The 13,875-nt window shown below is 70.0% G+C and carries 13 protein-coding genes and 1 pseudogene; 11 read left to right on the top strand and 3 right to left on the bottom strand.

Annotated elements, in window-relative coordinates:
• The first annotated feature begins 54 nt into the window (after positions 1–54).
• From CXP56_RS05685 to mftF, 8 genes are all read left to right on the top strand, one after another.
• The gene (locus CXP56_RS05685) at positions 55–1,989 is read left to right on the top strand and encodes a 2-oxoacid:acceptor oxidoreductase subunit alpha (RefSeq protein WP_028848397.1); all 1,935 of its coding nucleotides are present in this window, start codon (positions 55–57) and stop codon (positions 1,987–1,989) included.
• Positions 1,986–3,080, top strand: coding sequence for a 2-oxoacid:ferredoxin oxidoreductase subunit beta (locus CXP56_RS05680; protein WP_028848396.1), 1,095 nt, complete (start codon positions 1,986–1,988; stop codon positions 3,078–3,080). The genes CXP56_RS05685 and CXP56_RS05680 overlap by 4 nt, the downstream gene beginning before the upstream one ends.
• Positions 3,077–3,400, top strand: a complete 324-nt coding sequence (gene fdxA, locus CXP56_RS05675; RefSeq protein ID WP_028848395.1) for a ferredoxin — start codon at positions 3,077–3,079, stop codon at positions 3,398–3,400. The genes CXP56_RS05680 and fdxA overlap by 4 nt, the downstream gene beginning before the upstream one ends.
• A 716-nt stretch (positions 3,401–4,116) precedes the next feature.
• A complete protein-coding gene (gene mftA / locus CXP56_RS05670; protein WP_084609313.1) occupies positions 4,117–4,251 on the top strand; it encodes a mycofactocin precursor MftA in 135 nt (44 codons plus the stop codon).
• A complete protein-coding gene (mftB, locus tag CXP56_RS05665; protein WP_028848393.1) occupies positions 4,241–4,534 on the top strand; it encodes a mycofactocin biosynthesis chaperone MftB in 294 nt (97 codons plus the stop codon). Before mftA ends, mftB begins: the two co-directional genes overlap by 11 nt.
• Entirely contained in the window at positions 4,531–5,748 is a 1,218-nt protein-coding gene (gene mftC, locus CXP56_RS05660) for a mycofactocin radical SAM maturase (RefSeq protein WP_028848392.1), read from the top strand. Before mftB ends, mftC begins: the two co-directional genes overlap by 4 nt.
• Positions 5,748–6,920 carry a pre-mycofactocin synthase MftD gene (gene mftD / locus CXP56_RS05655; protein WP_028848391.1) on the top strand — a complete coding sequence of 391 codons (1,173 nt, stop codon included), beginning with the start codon at positions 5,748–5,750 and terminating at the stop codon, positions 6,918–6,920. Before mftC ends, mftD begins: the two co-directional genes overlap by 1 nt.
• A complete protein-coding gene (mftF, locus tag CXP56_RS05650) occupies positions 6,920–8,272 on the top strand; it encodes a mycofactocin biosynthesis glycosyltransferase MftF (RefSeq protein WP_051310338.1) in 1,353 nt (450 codons plus the stop codon). The genes mftD and mftF overlap by 1 nt, the downstream gene beginning before the upstream one ends.
• Positions 8,273–8,434: 162 nt before the next feature.
• On the opposite strand, the gene mftE is transcribed toward mftF, so the two are convergent.
• Entirely contained in the window at positions 8,435–9,115 is a 681-nt protein-coding gene (gene mftE / locus CXP56_RS05645) for a mycofactocin biosynthesis peptidyl-dipeptidase MftE (protein WP_028848390.1), read from the bottom strand.
• Positions 9,112–9,915 (bottom strand): mycofactocin-coupled SDR family oxidoreductase, encoded by an 804-nt coding sequence (locus CXP56_RS05640; protein ID WP_286900217.1) that lies wholly within the window; start codon positions 9,913–9,915, stop codon positions 9,112–9,114. The genes mftE and CXP56_RS05640 overlap by 4 nt, the downstream gene beginning before the upstream one ends.
• A gap of 65 nt (positions 9,916–9,980) precedes the next feature.
• Here CXP56_RS05640 and mftR point away from each other — a divergent pair, with 65 nt between their 5' ends.
• Together mftR and CXP56_RS05630 are read left to right on the top strand one after the other, a co-directional pair.
• On the top strand, positions 9,981–10,610 hold the full coding sequence (gene mftR, locus CXP56_RS05635) for a mycofactocin system transcriptional regulator MftR (RefSeq protein WP_286900215.1): 630 nt from the start codon (positions 9,981–9,983) through the stop codon (positions 10,608–10,610).
• A 41-nt stretch (positions 10,611–10,651) separates the two neighbouring features.
• Positions 10,652–11,371, top strand: a complete 720-nt coding sequence (locus tag CXP56_RS05630) for a siderophore-interacting protein (RefSeq protein WP_286900212.1) — start codon at positions 10,652–10,654, stop codon at positions 11,369–11,371.
• A 51-nt stretch (positions 11,372–11,422) separates the two neighbouring features.
• On the opposite strand, the pseudogene CXP56_RS05625 reads toward CXP56_RS05630, so the two are convergent.
• A pseudogene (locus CXP56_RS05625) lies at positions 11,423–11,920 on the bottom strand (GNAT family N-acetyltransferase); the annotation flags it as partial.
• A gap of 210 nt (positions 11,921–12,130) precedes the next feature.
• Here CXP56_RS05625 and ilvD point away from each other — a divergent pair.
• Positions 12,131–13,825: a dihydroxy-acid dehydratase gene (gene ilvD / locus CXP56_RS05620; RefSeq protein WP_028848387.1), complete on the top strand. Its 1,695-nt coding sequence runs from the start codon at positions 12,131–12,133 to the stop codon at positions 13,823–13,825.
• Positions 13,826–13,875: the final 50 nt, after the last annotated feature.

Raw genomic sequence — 13,875 nt, 5'->3', positions numbered from 1 at the left:
ATCACCAATAGCAGCGAATTACCGCGGGGACTTCCCACCGAGCATCGGAGCGCCATGACCGTCACACCCGAGAAGCCGATCAAGCAGGTCGATCGCGTGATCATCCGGTTCGCCGGGGATTCCGGCGACGGCATGCAGCTCACCGGAGACCGGTTCACGCAGCAGACCGCCGTCTTCGGCAACGACCTCGCGACGTTCCCGAGCTTCCCGGCCGAGATCCGCTCCCCGCAGGGAACGATCCCCGGGGTGTCGTCCTTTCAGGTGCATTTCGCCAGCCACGACATCCTCACCCCCGGTGACCACCCGGACGTGCTGGTGGCGATGAATCCCGCCGCGCTCAAGGCCAACGTGGCCGATCTGCGGCCCGGCGCGGTGATCATCGTGGACAGCCACGAGTTCACCGCCCGCAACCTGAGCAAGGCCGGCTACGCGAGCAACCCCCTCGAGGACGACTCGCTGGCCCGCTTCCAGGTGCACCCGGTCGACCTGACGGGCATGACCATCGAGGCGGTCAAGGACTTCGGCCTGACCCGCAAAGAGGCCAGCCGGTCGAAGAACATGTTCGCCCTCGGCCTGGTGTCGTGGCTGTACGGCAGGCCCATCGAGAGCACGATCGACCACCTCACCAGGAAGTTCGCTGCCAAGCCGAACCTGCGCGACGCCAACGTCGCGGCGTTCAAGGCGGGCTACCACTTCGGTGAGACGACCGAGGTGTTCGCGGTCTCCTACGAGGTGAAGCCCGCCCCGGCGCCCAAGGGCCGTTACCGCAACATCACCGGCAACCTCGCGCTGTCCTACGGCCTGCTCACCGCGGGCCGGCTGGCGGACCTGCCGGTGTTCCTCGGCGCCTACCCGATCACTCCGGCCTCGGACATCCTGCACGAGCTGAGCAAGCACAAGGACTTCGGCGTCACCACGTTCCAGGCCGAAGACGAGATCGCCGCGATCGGGGCGGCCCTGGGCGCGTCGTATGCAGGCCACCTCGGCGTGACCAGCACGTCCGGCCCGGGCATGACGCTGAAATCGGAGGCCCTGGGCCTGGCGGTCATGCTCGAGCTGCCCCTCGTCGTGGTCGACGTCCAGCGCGGCGGCCCGTCCACGGGTCTGCCGACCAAGACGGAGCAGGCCGATCTGCTGCAGGCGATGTTCGGCCGCAACGGGGAAGCCCCGCTCCCCGTCATCGCACCGCAGTCCCCGGCCGATTGCTTCGACGCGGCGATCGAGGCCGTGCGGATCGCCGTCACGTTCCGCACGCCCGTGGTCTTGCTCTCCGACGGCTACTTGGCCAACGGCTCCGAACCGTGGCGGCTGCCGGACGTCAAGTCGCTGCCGAAGATCGACCCGAACTTCGCCACCGGCCCGAACCACACGACGGCGGACGGCGCCGAAGAATTCTGGCCCTACCTGCGCGACGCCGAGACGCTGGCGCGTCCGTGGGCGCCGCCGGGAACGCCCGGCCTGGAGCACCGCATCGGCGGTCTGGAGAAGAGCGACGGCCGCGGCAACATCTCCTACGACCCCGCCAACCACGAGCACATGGTCCGCACCCGCCAGGCGAAGGTGGATCGCATCGCCGAGACCCTGCCCGAGGTGACCGTCGACGACCCCTCCGGACGCGCACGGTTGCTGGTGATCGGCTGGGGTTCGACGTACGGGCCGATCGGCGCGGGTGTCCGGCGAGTGCGCAAGCGTGGGTTGGACGTCGCGCAAGTTCACCTGCGGCATCTCAACCCGTTCCCGCGGAACCTGGGCGAGATCCTCGCCCGCTACGACAAGGTCGTGGTGCCCGAGATGAACCTCGGCCAGCTCGCGCTGCTGTTGCGCGCCAAGTACCTCGTCGACGCCGAGTCACGCACCCGTGTTCGCGGCACACCGTTCGGCGCCGAGGAGATGGAAGGCATCCTGCTCGACGCGCTCGCCGACCTCGGCGTGGCCGAGACGTCCCATCGCTCGACCGACACCCGTGTCACCGAGGAGGCACTGCGATGACCAGCCGGATCGACCTGGGGCTGCCCACGCCGGGCACCGCGGGCGTGCCCACCCTCCCGGACGGGCAGGTACTCACCGGCAAGGACTTCACCAGCGACCAGGAGGTGCGGTGGTGCCCCGGCTGCGGCGACTACGCCGTACTCAAGGCCGTCCAGGGGTTCCTTCCCCAGCTCGGGCTGCGCCGGGAGAACATCGTCTTCGTCAGCGGCATCGGCTGCTCCAGCCGGTTCCCGTACTACCTCGACACGTACGGGATGCACTCCATCCACGGCAGGGCACCCGCCATCGCCACCGGCATCGCCACGGCGCGCGAGGACCTGTTGGTGTGGGTGGTCACCGGCGACGGCGACGCCTTGTCGATCGGCGGGAACCACCTCGTCCACGCGCTGCGGCGGAACGTCAACATGACGATTCTGCTGTTCAACAACCGGATCTACGGGCTCACCAAGGGCCAGTACTCCCCCACCTCGGAGACCGGCAAGGTCACCAAGTCCACACCGCTGGGCTCGGTGGACCAGCCGGTGAATCCGGTCTCGCTGGCCCTGGGCGCGGAGGCGACGTTCGTGGCGCGCACCATCGACTCCGACCGCAAGCACCTCACCCGGGTGCTGTCCGCCGCCGCGGCACATCGCGGCACGTCACTGGTGGAGATCTACCAGAACTGCCCTATCTTCAACGACGGCGCCTTCGACGCGCTCAAGGACAACGATCGCAAGGCGGACGCCGTCATTCCGCTGGAGCACGGCGAGCAGATCCGCTTCGGCCCGCCGGGCGAAGACGGCCGCGGCACCAAGGTGTTGGTCCGCGACGAGGTCACCGGCGGAGTGCGCGCGGCATTTGCCGCCGACGTGCCGGACGAGGCGATCCTCGTCCACGACGCCCACAACCCCGACCCGACCACGGCGTTCGCCATCAGCAGGCTCACCGACACCGGCTCTCTCGACCAGACGCCCATCGGGATCTTCCGCCAGGTGGTCCGCCCGACGTACGACGACCAGGTGCGGGCACAAGCGTCGACACGGCGCGATCTGGACGACCTGCAGGCACTGATCGACGGCGGCGACGTGTGGACCGTGGAGGAAGACCGATGACCTACGTGATCGCGCAACCTTGCGTCGACCTGAAAGACCGCACCTGTGTCGACGAATGCCCGGTGGACTGCATCTACGAGGGCGAGCGGATGCTCTACATCCACCCGGACGAATGCGTCGACTGCGGTGCGTGCGAGCCCGTGTGCCCGGCCGAGGCGATCTTCTTCGAAGACGACGTGCCCGACGAATGGGCCGACTACACCCAGGCCAACGCGGACTTCTTCGCCAAGCTGGGCTCGCCGGGCGGTGCGACGAAGGTGGGCAAGGTGGCCGACGACCCGCAGTGGATCAAGGACCTGCCGCCGCAGGAGCACGACTGATCTCCCGCCGCGGAGACACGATTGACCTTGCGCCGCAGGAGCACGACTGGTCTCGCGTCGCAGAGACACGACTGGCCCTGTGCCGCGGGGCCCGATGGTTGTCCAGGGAGGCTGGCCCCTTGTCCCATCGCGCAACGGGACGGCGACCGGCTCACCAGCGCGGACGCCGTGACGACACAGGCCGTTTGCACCATGACCGACAGGCAGCACCACCGCGACGGACAGGCAAGCGCACACCACGACAGAACGGCCGCGCACACCATGACAGGCCGGGCCGCGCACACCACGACAGAACGGCCGCAGGCACCGTGACACGGCAGATTGCGCCACTCGTGCTGTCGCACGAGCCACGACCCACGCTCACCAGCGCGAACCCCCCAGCCAGCACGAGCCACAGCCCACGCTCACCGACGCGAACCCCACCCCCAGCTGGCGCGCGGCGCTGCCGTGTTGGCTGGTACCCAAGCCATCCACAACTGTCTTCTCGCCGGCGTCTGCAAGCCGACCACTGCTGCGTCACCGATCCCTACCTGCGGCTTGCCCATCGGCCACCCGGGCCCTTCCCGGCATGCGCCATTGGCCGGCCGACGCTTCTGACCGCTCGCCTTGGCCGCCCGCCGAAACCCGCCGTGACCAGCGGAGATGGAGCAGCACCAGGCGGCGCTTATCGATTCAGTATTCCATTTGACACCAAGTGTCAATATTCTCGGAGGCACGTGACCGACGTCGAGGAGGACGCCATGAGCAACGAGGACACGCAGACCGCCGTCGTCGTCGAGGACACCGCCGAGGTCGAGGAAGACGTCCTGGTCGAGGACGTGTCGATCGACGGCATGTGCGGTGTCTACTGACCTGGATCCCCGGCGGCCTTATCGGCTCAGCCCGACGGTGTCGATCCGCCCGGAGCCGTTCGGCGCGCTGGTCTACGACTTCGCCACGCGCCGCCTGTCCTTTCTGAAGACACCGGCACTCACGCGGGTCGTGCGGGAACTGGACAAGCATCCGGACGTCGACACCGCACTGGCCGCCGCCGGAGTGCCCGCCGCCGAGCACGACAAGTACGTCAAGGCGTTGGACCAGCTGCTCGCGGCGGGCACCATCCGCCCACTGCCCGAAGACGAGGGATCGCGATGAAACTGGTCGATCACTTCCAGTACGGCCTGGACGCGCCGATCTGCCTGACGTGGGAGCTCACCTACGCCTGCAATCTGGCGTGCACGCACTGCCTGTCGTCTTCCGGACGACGTGACCCGCGCGAACTGTCCACCGAGGAGTGCAAGCGCGTCATCGACGAGCTGCAGCGCATGCAGGTCTTCTACGTCAACATCGGCGGTGGCGAGCCCACCGTCCGATCGGACTTCTGGGAGCTGCTGGAGTACGCCATCGACCACCAGGTCGGGGTGAAGTTCTCCACCAACGGCGTGCGCATCACCCCGGAACGCGCGCGACAGCTGGCTGCCATGGATTACGTGGACATCCAGGTGTCGTTGGACGGGGCCACGCCGGAGGTCAACGACGCGGTGCGCGGTCCCGGCTCGTTCCACACCGCGTGGCGGGCGATGGAGAACCTCGCCGCTGCCGGGTTCACCGGCTTCAAGATCAGCGTGGTGATGACCCGGCACAACGTCGACCAGCTCGACGAATTCAAGCGGATCGCCGACCACTTCGGCGCCCAGCTGCGCATCACCCGACTGCGGCCGTCCGGGCGCGGCGCGGACGTGTGGGACGAACTGCACCCGACCCAGGAGCAGCAGCGCCAGCTCTACGAGTGGCTGCTGGCCCACGGCGAGAACGTGCTGACCGGCGACTCGTTCTTCCACCTCAACGCGCTGGGCTCGACCGCGCTGCCCGGGCTCAACCTGTGCGGCGCGGGCCGTGTGGTGTGCCTGATCGACCCGGTCGGCGACGTCTACGCCTGCCCGTTCGCCATTCACGACGAATTCCTGGCGGGCAACGTCCGCGACCCGGGCGGCTTCACCGAGGTGTGGCGGACCTCCCCGCTGTTCGCGAAGTTGCGGCAGCCGCAGACCGGTGGCGCGTGCACGTCGTGCTCCGCCTACGACTCCTGCCGCGGCGGGTGCATGGCGGCGAAGTTCTTCACCGGGCTGCCGCTGGACGGCCCGGACCCGGAGTGCGTCAAAGGCAATGCCGAGCGGGCGCTGGAACTGGTCGGGGCGGGCGCGGCGCCGAAGCCGGACAAGGACCACTCGCGCCGCACCGCACCACGTCGTCGTTCCGCCGTGCCGGTGTCCATCGGCTGGGGCCCGCCGGAGGACCGGATCCCCGATCGCGCGTGTGACACCAGCCCGCTCGCCGGCTTCCGGCTACCCGACCCTCGGAGGACATGATGGCCAGCACCAGGCACTGGTTCGAAACCGTCGCGGAAGCCCAGCAGCGCGCCAAGAAGCGGCTGCCCAAGTCGGTCTACCTGGCGCTGCTGGCGGGCTCGGAAGCGGGCGTGACGCTGTCGGACAACACCGCGGCGTTCGCCGAACTCGGGCTGCGGCCGCACATCGCCGACCAGCCCGCCACCCGTGAGCTGTCGACCACGGTGCTCGGCCAGGAGATCTCGCTGCCGGTGATCTGCTCGCCGACCGGGGTGCAGGCCGTGCATCCGGACGGCGAGGTCGCCGTGGCCAGAGCGGCCGCCACGTCCGGCACCGCCATCGGGCTGTCCTCGTTCGCGTCGAAGCCGATCGAGGAGGTCGTCGCGGCGAATCCGAAGACGTTCTTCCAGATCTACTGGCAGGGCGACCGGGACAGCATCCTGCGACGCCTGGACCGGGCCAAGTCGGCAGGCGCGGTCGGCCTGATCGTGACGTTGGACTGGGTGTTCGCCACCCAGCGCGACTGGGGCAGCCCACCGCTGCCGGAGAAGCTCGATTTCAAGACGATGCTGTCGTTCGCCCCGCAGGTGTCGGTGCGGCCCGGCTGGCTGCTGCGCTACCTGCGCGCGCGCCGGTTGCCGGACCTGACCACACCGAACCTGGCCGAGCCGGGGCAGAAGGGCCCGACGTTCTTCGGCGCCTACGGCGACTGGATGCAAACCCCTCCCCCGACCTGGGCAGACCTGCAGTGGTTGCGCGAGCAGTGGGACGGCCCGTTCATGATCAAGGGCGTGCATCGGCCGGACGACGCCCGGCGCGCCGTCGACATCGGTGCCACGGCCATCTCGGTGTCCAACCACGGCGGCAACAACCTGGACACCACACCGGCGTCGATCCGCGCCTTGCCGAGCGTCGCCAAAGCCGTCGGCGGGCAGATCGAGATCCTGCTGGACGGCGGGATCCGCCGCGGCAGCGACGTGGTGAAGGCGCTCGCGCTCGGTGCCCGCGCCGTGATGATCGGCCGGGCGTACCTGTGGGGCATGGCAGCCAACGGGGAACGCGGGGTGCACAACGTGCTGGAGATCCTGCGCCAGGGCATCGACTCCACCCTGTACGGACTCGGTAAGGCGTCCGTGCACGACCTGACGCCGGACGACGTGCTCATGCCGGACGGGTTCACTCGGGGCATGTAGTGCAGCCGGTTCGGCCCGGCACCAGGCTCATCCTGGATGCCCAGGTACGCCGCTTCCACGGGGACCGCATCCTGCTCGGCGGCGCACCGCTGCGTCTGCTCCGGCTCAGCCCGGCAGGCGCGGGCTACCTCCGGGGCTGGCTGGCCGGCAAGCCAGTCGGGGACGACCAGGGTGAGCAGCGGCTGGCCAGGCGGCTGATCGACGCCGGCCTGGCACACCCACGGCCGGTCGGCGGGCGTTACTCCGCCACCGACGTCACGCTCGTGGTCCCGGTGAAGGACGACGCCGAGGGCGCGGCAGCAGTCGTGAACGCCGTCGGCAACGTCGCCGACCGGATCGTTGTCGACGACGGTTCGGCCGTTCCCTTGCCCTCCGCCGCGGTGCGGCACGAGCGCCCGCGCGGACCGGCGGCAGCGCGTAACGCGGGCTGGCGGCTCGCGCGCACCGAACTGGTGGCCTTCTTGGATGCGGACACGCGTCCGGCGGCGGATTGGCTCGACGCAGTGCTGCCGCATTTCGATGACCCGTGCGTCGCCGCGGTGGCGCCGCGCGTGCGCAGCCTCCCGGGTGAGGGTGGGATCGCCCGCTATGAAGAGGACCGTTCCAGCCTGGACATGGGCGCCGAGCCGGGGCGCGTCCAGCCGCTGAGCCGGATCGGGTATGTCCCGTCAGCGGCCTTGGTCGTCCGGCGGTCTGCGCTGGCCGCCGTCGGCGGGTTCGACGAGGACCTCCGCTACGGAGAAGATGTCGATTTCGTGTGGCGGCTGATCGACGCCGGCTACACCGTTCGCTACGAACCGGCGTCAACCGTGGCACACCTGCCGCGACCGGATGTGCGGTCATGGTTGCGCCAGCGGTTCGACTACGGAACCTCCGCCGCTCCACTGGCGCAACGGCACCCGGGACGGCTCACCTGCGCGCAATTGACGCTGTCCAGCGCATTGGAATGGGGTTTGGCTGCCAGTGGATTCGCCCCGGCCGCGGCGGCGGTCGCGCTGGTCGATGCCACGCGCACCGCGGCTCGGCTGCGTCGGCGCGGGATACCCGGCGACGAGTCGTGGAGGCTGGTCCTCGGCGGATCCGCCGCCACGGGGGGCATGCTGGCCGCGGCGGTCCGGCGCGGCTGGTGGCCCCTTGCCGTGGTGACCCGGCGCGGCAGGCGCGTTCTGCTGGCGAGCCTGCTGCCGTGCCTGCTCGAAGCCGCGAAACACCCCAAGTCCGTCCGATGGGCAGCGTTGCGCATCGCGGACGATATTGCCTACGGCGTTGGGGTGTGGGTCGGATGCCTGCGGTACCGGACTCCCGATCCGCTCCTGCCCCGGCGGTACCGCTTCTCACCCCGCACGTTCTGATCCCGCACTGCCCACTCGGTGGCCGCCGCGACCAAGCAGGTCGAGCACAAGAGAGCGTTCGGGCTGGCCGCCTGCGATGCCGAAACCCTCCATCCCTTCCTGCGCCGTCCGCACTCCTCCACCTGCACGCCGGTGACGCCGGCAGCCACTAGCCCCAGCGTGCTAATCCCGCCTGGCCCACTCCGTGACGGCCGCGACCAGCGTGTCCGTCCAGCGGTCGAGCACCGCGGCGCCATCGTCGGCGTTCGCGTGTGTCGGATCGCCCAACACGCCGTTCGGGCTCACCGCCGCCAGGCCGCCGCGACGAAGGTCGTCGATGATGTCAGGCAACGGCAGGGTCACGCCCGGCTCCGCAGCGGCGAGGTCGACCCCAGGGTGCGCGAGGCTGAGGAGCACCGAGGTCTCGATGTGACCGGCATGAGTGTCGTCCGCGCGCCCGGTCGGCGACCACGCCAGGACGTTCCGGCCCTCGGCCCGCAGAGTCCGGACGGCGTCACGCAACGGCTCCGCGTTGCCGCCGTGCCCGTTGACCAGCACCACTCCGGCGAAGTCGTCGGCCGAGCGGACCAGCTCGACGACCAGCCCGGTCAGCATCGCCCGGCCGATGGACAAGGTCCCGGCGAACCCCGCGTGTTCGCCGCTGGAGCCGTAGGGAACCGGCGGTGCCACCACCACGTCCGGCACCCGCTCGGCCAGCCGTCGGCACAGCTCGACGGCGATCACGGTGTCGGTGCTCAACGGCAGGTGCGGGCCGTGCTGCTCGGTGGCGCCCAGCGGCACGGCAAGCAGCGTGCGCGCCGCCTGTTCCACCAGTTGCGGCGACCGGAGGTCACCGAGGTTCATGCCGTGAAGCCCCCGTCCGCGTGCACCACCGTCCCGGTGAGCGCCGACGAGTCCGGCGAACACAGCCAGCACACCGCGGCGGCCACCTGGTCGGGATCGAGCAAGCCGTTGAGCTGATGGGTGGCGAACTCGTCGACCGTGGGCAGGTCGTAGATCCAAGCGGAGGCGTCCAGCATCGCCGTGCGGGTGGAGCCTGGAGAAACGGCGGTCACACAGACCCCGGTGCCTGCCAGGTCGTGGGCGAGCCCCTTCACCAGGCCGACGACGGCATGTTTCGCGGCGTTGTAGCCGGCCAGATGCAGCAGTCCGCGATGCGCCGCGCTCGAGGCGATGGCCACGAACCGGCCGCTGCGCGGTTCCGGTTGCCGAAGAAGCGCAGGAACCGCCGCGCGGGCCAAGTTCGCCACACCGGTGACGCAGATCCCGAACAGCGCGTCCCACTCGTGTTCGGGCGCCTCCCACAGCGGGCGGCCGCCCACGATGACCCCGGCTGCCGCCACCGCGGCGTGGACACCGCCGAATCGTTGTTCGGCGAGCGTGACGGCGTCACGCAGCGCGTCCAAGTCCTGCACATCGGCGACGACATCGAGGACGGCGTCCGGGTACTCGGCCGCAAGCGCTGCCAGCTCCGCGCGGGTTGCCAAGGGATACGGCACCCGCGGGTCGTCCGCGCAGCGATCCACCGCAACCACCCGCCAGCCGCTGCCGGCCAGCCGCCGGACGGTGGCGGCTCCGATACCGCGTGCGGCACCCGTGACGACGGCAACCCGCCGCTCGCCGCTCGTTGGCTGGTCGGTCACGTCGGTCGCCCCTCACTCCGCCGGGAATACGATGCTCGCGACAACGAGTGCCACAGGAAAGCAGTATGGGTCGAAGAACGTCCGGGAACGGAGCACGACGCGGCCGTCGCCCGGCCACCAGTCGCGCGGAGCTGGAGCGGGTCGCGTTCGAGCTGTTCGCCGAGCGCGGCTTCGACGCGACCACAATCGACGACATCGCCGCCGCCGCGAACATCGGCCGCAGGACGTTCTTCCGCTACTTCGACTCGAAGAACGACGTCGTCTGGGGCAACTTCACCGAACAACTGGCGTCGATGCGCAGCCGGTTCGCCTCCTGCCCACCCGATCAGCCGCTGATGGAGGCCATCCGGGACGTCGTGGTGGACTTCAATCGCTTCGACCCGCAGGTCGTGCCGTGGCATCGGCGGCGCATGGAGCTGATCCTGAAGGTCCCGGCGCTGCAGGCGCATTCGACGCTCCGCTACGCGGATTGGCGGGCCGTCGTCGCCGAGTTCGTGGCCCAGCGGCTCGGGACGGAGCAGGACGCGCTGCTGCCCAGGGCCATTTCCCACGCGACGCTCGGGGTGTGCATCGCCGCCTACGAGCACTGGCTGTTGCATCCGGACACCGACCTCTGCGACGTCCTGAGCCGCATGCTTGCCGAGCTGGCCGCGGGGTTCGGTGCGAGCGTGGCAGCATCCACGCCCGAACGATGACCCCTTGGCAGGACAAGTGAGGTTAGCCTAACCTTCCTTGCATGCCCAAGCCTTCCCGCGGATTCGACGGCCTCGTCGTCAAGGCCTGGCGCGGCCGCGACTACCGGCTGACCGTGCGCGACAGCCGGTACGTCACCGACCACTGCCTACGGCTGTCGTTCGACACCGGCGAGCTGCTCGACCACCTGCCGGTGCACCCCACGATGTGGGTGCGCTTGTGGATCCCGAACGGCAGGAAATTGCAGCAACGTGCCTTCACCCTGGTCGATCCCGATCCGCGCGCCCGCACCACGGACATCGAGTTCGCGTTGCACGACGGCAGTCCCGCCACCGAGTGGGCCAGGGCCGCCGAACCGGGGGACACCATCGACGCGACGGTGCTCGGCACCAGGTTCACGTGGCCCCGGCCCGACCCGTCCGGTTACCTGATCGTCGGGGACACCGCGTCCCTGCCCGCGATCAACAGCCTGCTGGCGGAGCTGAACGGGATTCCGGCGCGGGTCTGGCTGGAATGGCAGCACGAGGACGACCAGAAGCTGCCGGTGTCGGCCGCACCGGGCACCGAGGTCACCTGGGTGCAGCGAACCGACGCCGGTGCCGGGCTGGTGAAGACCGTCGAGGAAGCAGCCTTCTGCGCGCGGGGCAGACACGCCTGGGTCGCCTGCGACACCAAGACCACCCGCCGCCTGGTCGGCGTGCTGCGGGATCGGTACCAGCTGGACCGCAAGGCCATCACGGCCATGGGCTACTGGCGCCCGTGACCGCTCATCCGGGCTTGCCGGACGATCGCGAGGTGCTTGCGCGCCGCTGACCTAGACGACGCCGGATCGGCGTTCCAGCAGCACGGTGTCGTGCCAGACGCCGTTCAGCTGCGCAATCCGTTCCCGGACGCCGACGGTTCGATAGCCCGCCGAGTGGTACAGCGCGATGCTGGCCTTGTTCGCCGCCATGATGGCGGCCTGCAGCGTCCACAGGCCCGCCCGGTCGGCCTCGGCCATCTGGTGTCCGATCAGTGTCTTGCCGACCCCGCGCCCGCGGTGAGCCTCGGCGACGTAGACGGAGCTCTCGGCGACACCGGCGTAGCACTCGCGGCTCGACACCGGGCTCAACACGGCCCAGCCGGCGACCTCGCCGTCGATCTCGGCCACCCACCGGTGCCCGGGAAGCCAGCGTGCGTCGAACGAAGCCCTGCTGGGCACCACGGTGTCGAACGTCGCGATCCCCGTGGCGATGCCTTCTCCGTAGATGCGAAGCACGGCGGGCCAGTCCTCGTCCCGCAGGCCGCGCACCTGTATGTCCACGGGCAGATCGGCGGCACGACCTCGTCGCGGCGCGGGAACGTTCGTCGCCATGGTCGGATTGTCGACGATCGCCGGGCAGACAAGAATCGGCGCAGCGGGTGACGTGCGCGACCGGGCGGTTGCCGGGACGGCGTGACCGTCCGGCCCCACGGGCCTGCCTGCCCATGTTCGCCAGACCTGGCTGTCACGGCTGCTGACCGATTTGCGACCATGACCTGCATGGGTGAGCAGGGCCAGCCAGAGGTGAACATCAAGCCACGCAGCCACGAGGTCACCAGCGGATACGAGCGGGCGCCGGCGCGCGCCATGCTCCGCGCCGTTGGCATGACCGACGAGGACTGGGACAAGCCGCAGATCGGCATCGCGTCCTCGTGGAACGAGATCACCCCGTGCAACCTGTCCCTGCAGCGGCTCGCCAAGGGCGCCAAGGAAGGCGTGCGCGCGGCGGGCGGCTTCCCGCTGGAGTTCGGCACCATCTCGGTTTCCGACGGCATCTCGATGGGCCACGAGGGCATGCGCTCGTCGCTGGTCAGCCGGGAGATCATCGCCGACTCGGTGGAGTGCGTGATGCACGCGGAACGGCTGGACGGCTCGGTGCTGCTGGCCGGCTGCGACAAGTCGCTGCCCGGCATGCTGATGGCCGCCGCGCGGCTCGACCTGGCTTCGGTGTTCCTGTACGCGGGATCGATCCTGCCCGGCAACCTCAACGGCAACGACATCACCATCCAGGACGCCTTCGAAGGCGTCGGCGCGTGCGCGCTCGGCCGGATCACCCGGGAAGAGCTCGACGAGATCGAGCGCCACGCCTGCCCGGGCGAGGGCGCCTGCGGTGGCATGTTCACCGCCAACACCATGGCTTCCGCGGCCGAGGCGCTGGGCATGTCGCTGCCCGGCAGCGCGGCGCCGCCCGCGGTGGACCGGCGCCGCGACGAATACGCCAAGCGCAGCGGTGAAGCGGTCGTGGGCATGCTCCGCAAGGGCATCACCGCGCGGCAGATCCTGACCCGCGAGGCGTTCGAGAACGCCATCACCGTGGTCACCGCGCTCGGCGGGTCGACCAACGCCGTGCTGCACCTGCTCGCCATCGCCCGCGAGGCCGAGGTCGACCTGTCCATCGACGACTTCAACCGGATCGGTGAGCGCACCCCGTTGCTGGCCGACGTCAAGCCGTTCGGCCGGTACGTGATGAGCGACATCGACAAGATCGGCGGCCTGCCGGTGGTGATGAAGGCGCTGCTGGACGCCGGCCTGCTGCACGGCGACACGCTGACCGTGACCGGCAAGACGATGGCCGAGAACCTGGCCGACATCGACCCGCCGGACCCGGACGGCAAGATCATCGCGGCCATGTCGAAGCCGCTGGCCAGCACGGGCGGCCTGACCATCCTGCGCGGCTCGCTCGCCCCGGAGGGCGCGGTCGTGAAGAGCGCGTCGCTGCCCGCGCGGGTCATGGAAGGCACCGCGCGCGTGTTCGACGACGAAGCCGACGTGATGCCCGCGTTGGAAGCCGGCCAGATCAAGCCGGGCGACGCGGTGGTCATCCGCTACGAGGGCCCGGCGGGCGGGCCCGGCATGCGCGAGATGCTTGCGGTCACCGCGGCCATCAAGGGCGCCGGCCTGGGCGCGGACGTGCTGTTGATCACCGACGGCCGGTTCTCCGGCGCCACGCACGGCCCGTGCATCGGCCACGTCGCCCCGGAAGCCGCGCACGGCGGCCCGATCGCGCTGGTGCAGGACGGCGACCGGATCCGGCTGGACCTCGACGCCCGCACGCTGGACGTGCTGGTGGACGAGGAGGAGCTGGCCCGCCGCAAGGCGAACTGGCAGCCGCGCAAGCCGCGCTACACCTCCGGCGTGCTGGCCAAGTACGCCAAGCTGGTCGGCTCGGCCGCCGACGGCGCCGTCTGCGGCTGACCATCGGGAGTCGATCCTTCGCGGGACCCGCCGTGGGTCGGCGGTGTGCG

The organism is Thermocrispum sp. (assembly GCF_002919275.1).
Classification (GTDB): Bacteria; Actinomycetota; Actinomycetes; order Mycobacteriales; family Pseudonocardiaceae; genus Thermocrispum; species Thermocrispum agreste.
The sequence above is the reverse complement of the archived record's forward strand: the minus strand, read 5'-3'. Positions and strand labels throughout refer to the sequence as shown.

Coding starts and splice junctions, on each gene's coding strand:
- mftD (WP_028848391.1), top strand. CDS start 5,748: ATGGCCAGCACCAGGCACTGGTTCGAAACCGTCGCGGAAGCCCAGCAG.
- mftE (WP_028848390.1), bottom strand. CDS start 9,115: ATGAACCTCGGTGACCTCCGGTCGCCGCAACTGGTGGAACAGGCGGCG.
- CXP56_RS05680 (WP_028848396.1), top strand. CDS start 1,986: ATGACCAGCCGGATCGACCTGGGGCTGCCCACGCCGGGCACCGCGGGC.
- ilvD (WP_028848387.1), top strand. CDS start 12,131: ATGGGTGAGCAGGGCCAGCCAGAGGTGAACATCAAGCCACGCAGCCAC.
- CXP56_RS05630 (WP_286900212.1), top strand. CDS start 10,652: ATGCCCAAGCCTTCCCGCGGATTCGACGGCCTCGTCGTCAAGGCCTGG.
- fdxA (WP_028848395.1), top strand. CDS start 3,077: ATGACCTACGTGATCGCGCAACCTTGCGTCGACCTGAAAGACCGCACC.
- mftC (WP_028848392.1), top strand. CDS start 4,531: ATGAAACTGGTCGATCACTTCCAGTACGGCCTGGACGCGCCGATCTGC.
- CXP56_RS05685 (WP_028848397.1), top strand. CDS start 55: ATGACCGTCACACCCGAGAAGCCGATCAAGCAGGTCGATCGCGTGATC.
- mftR (WP_286900215.1), top strand. CDS start 9,981: ATGGGTCGAAGAACGTCCGGGAACGGAGCACGACGCGGCCGTCGCCCG.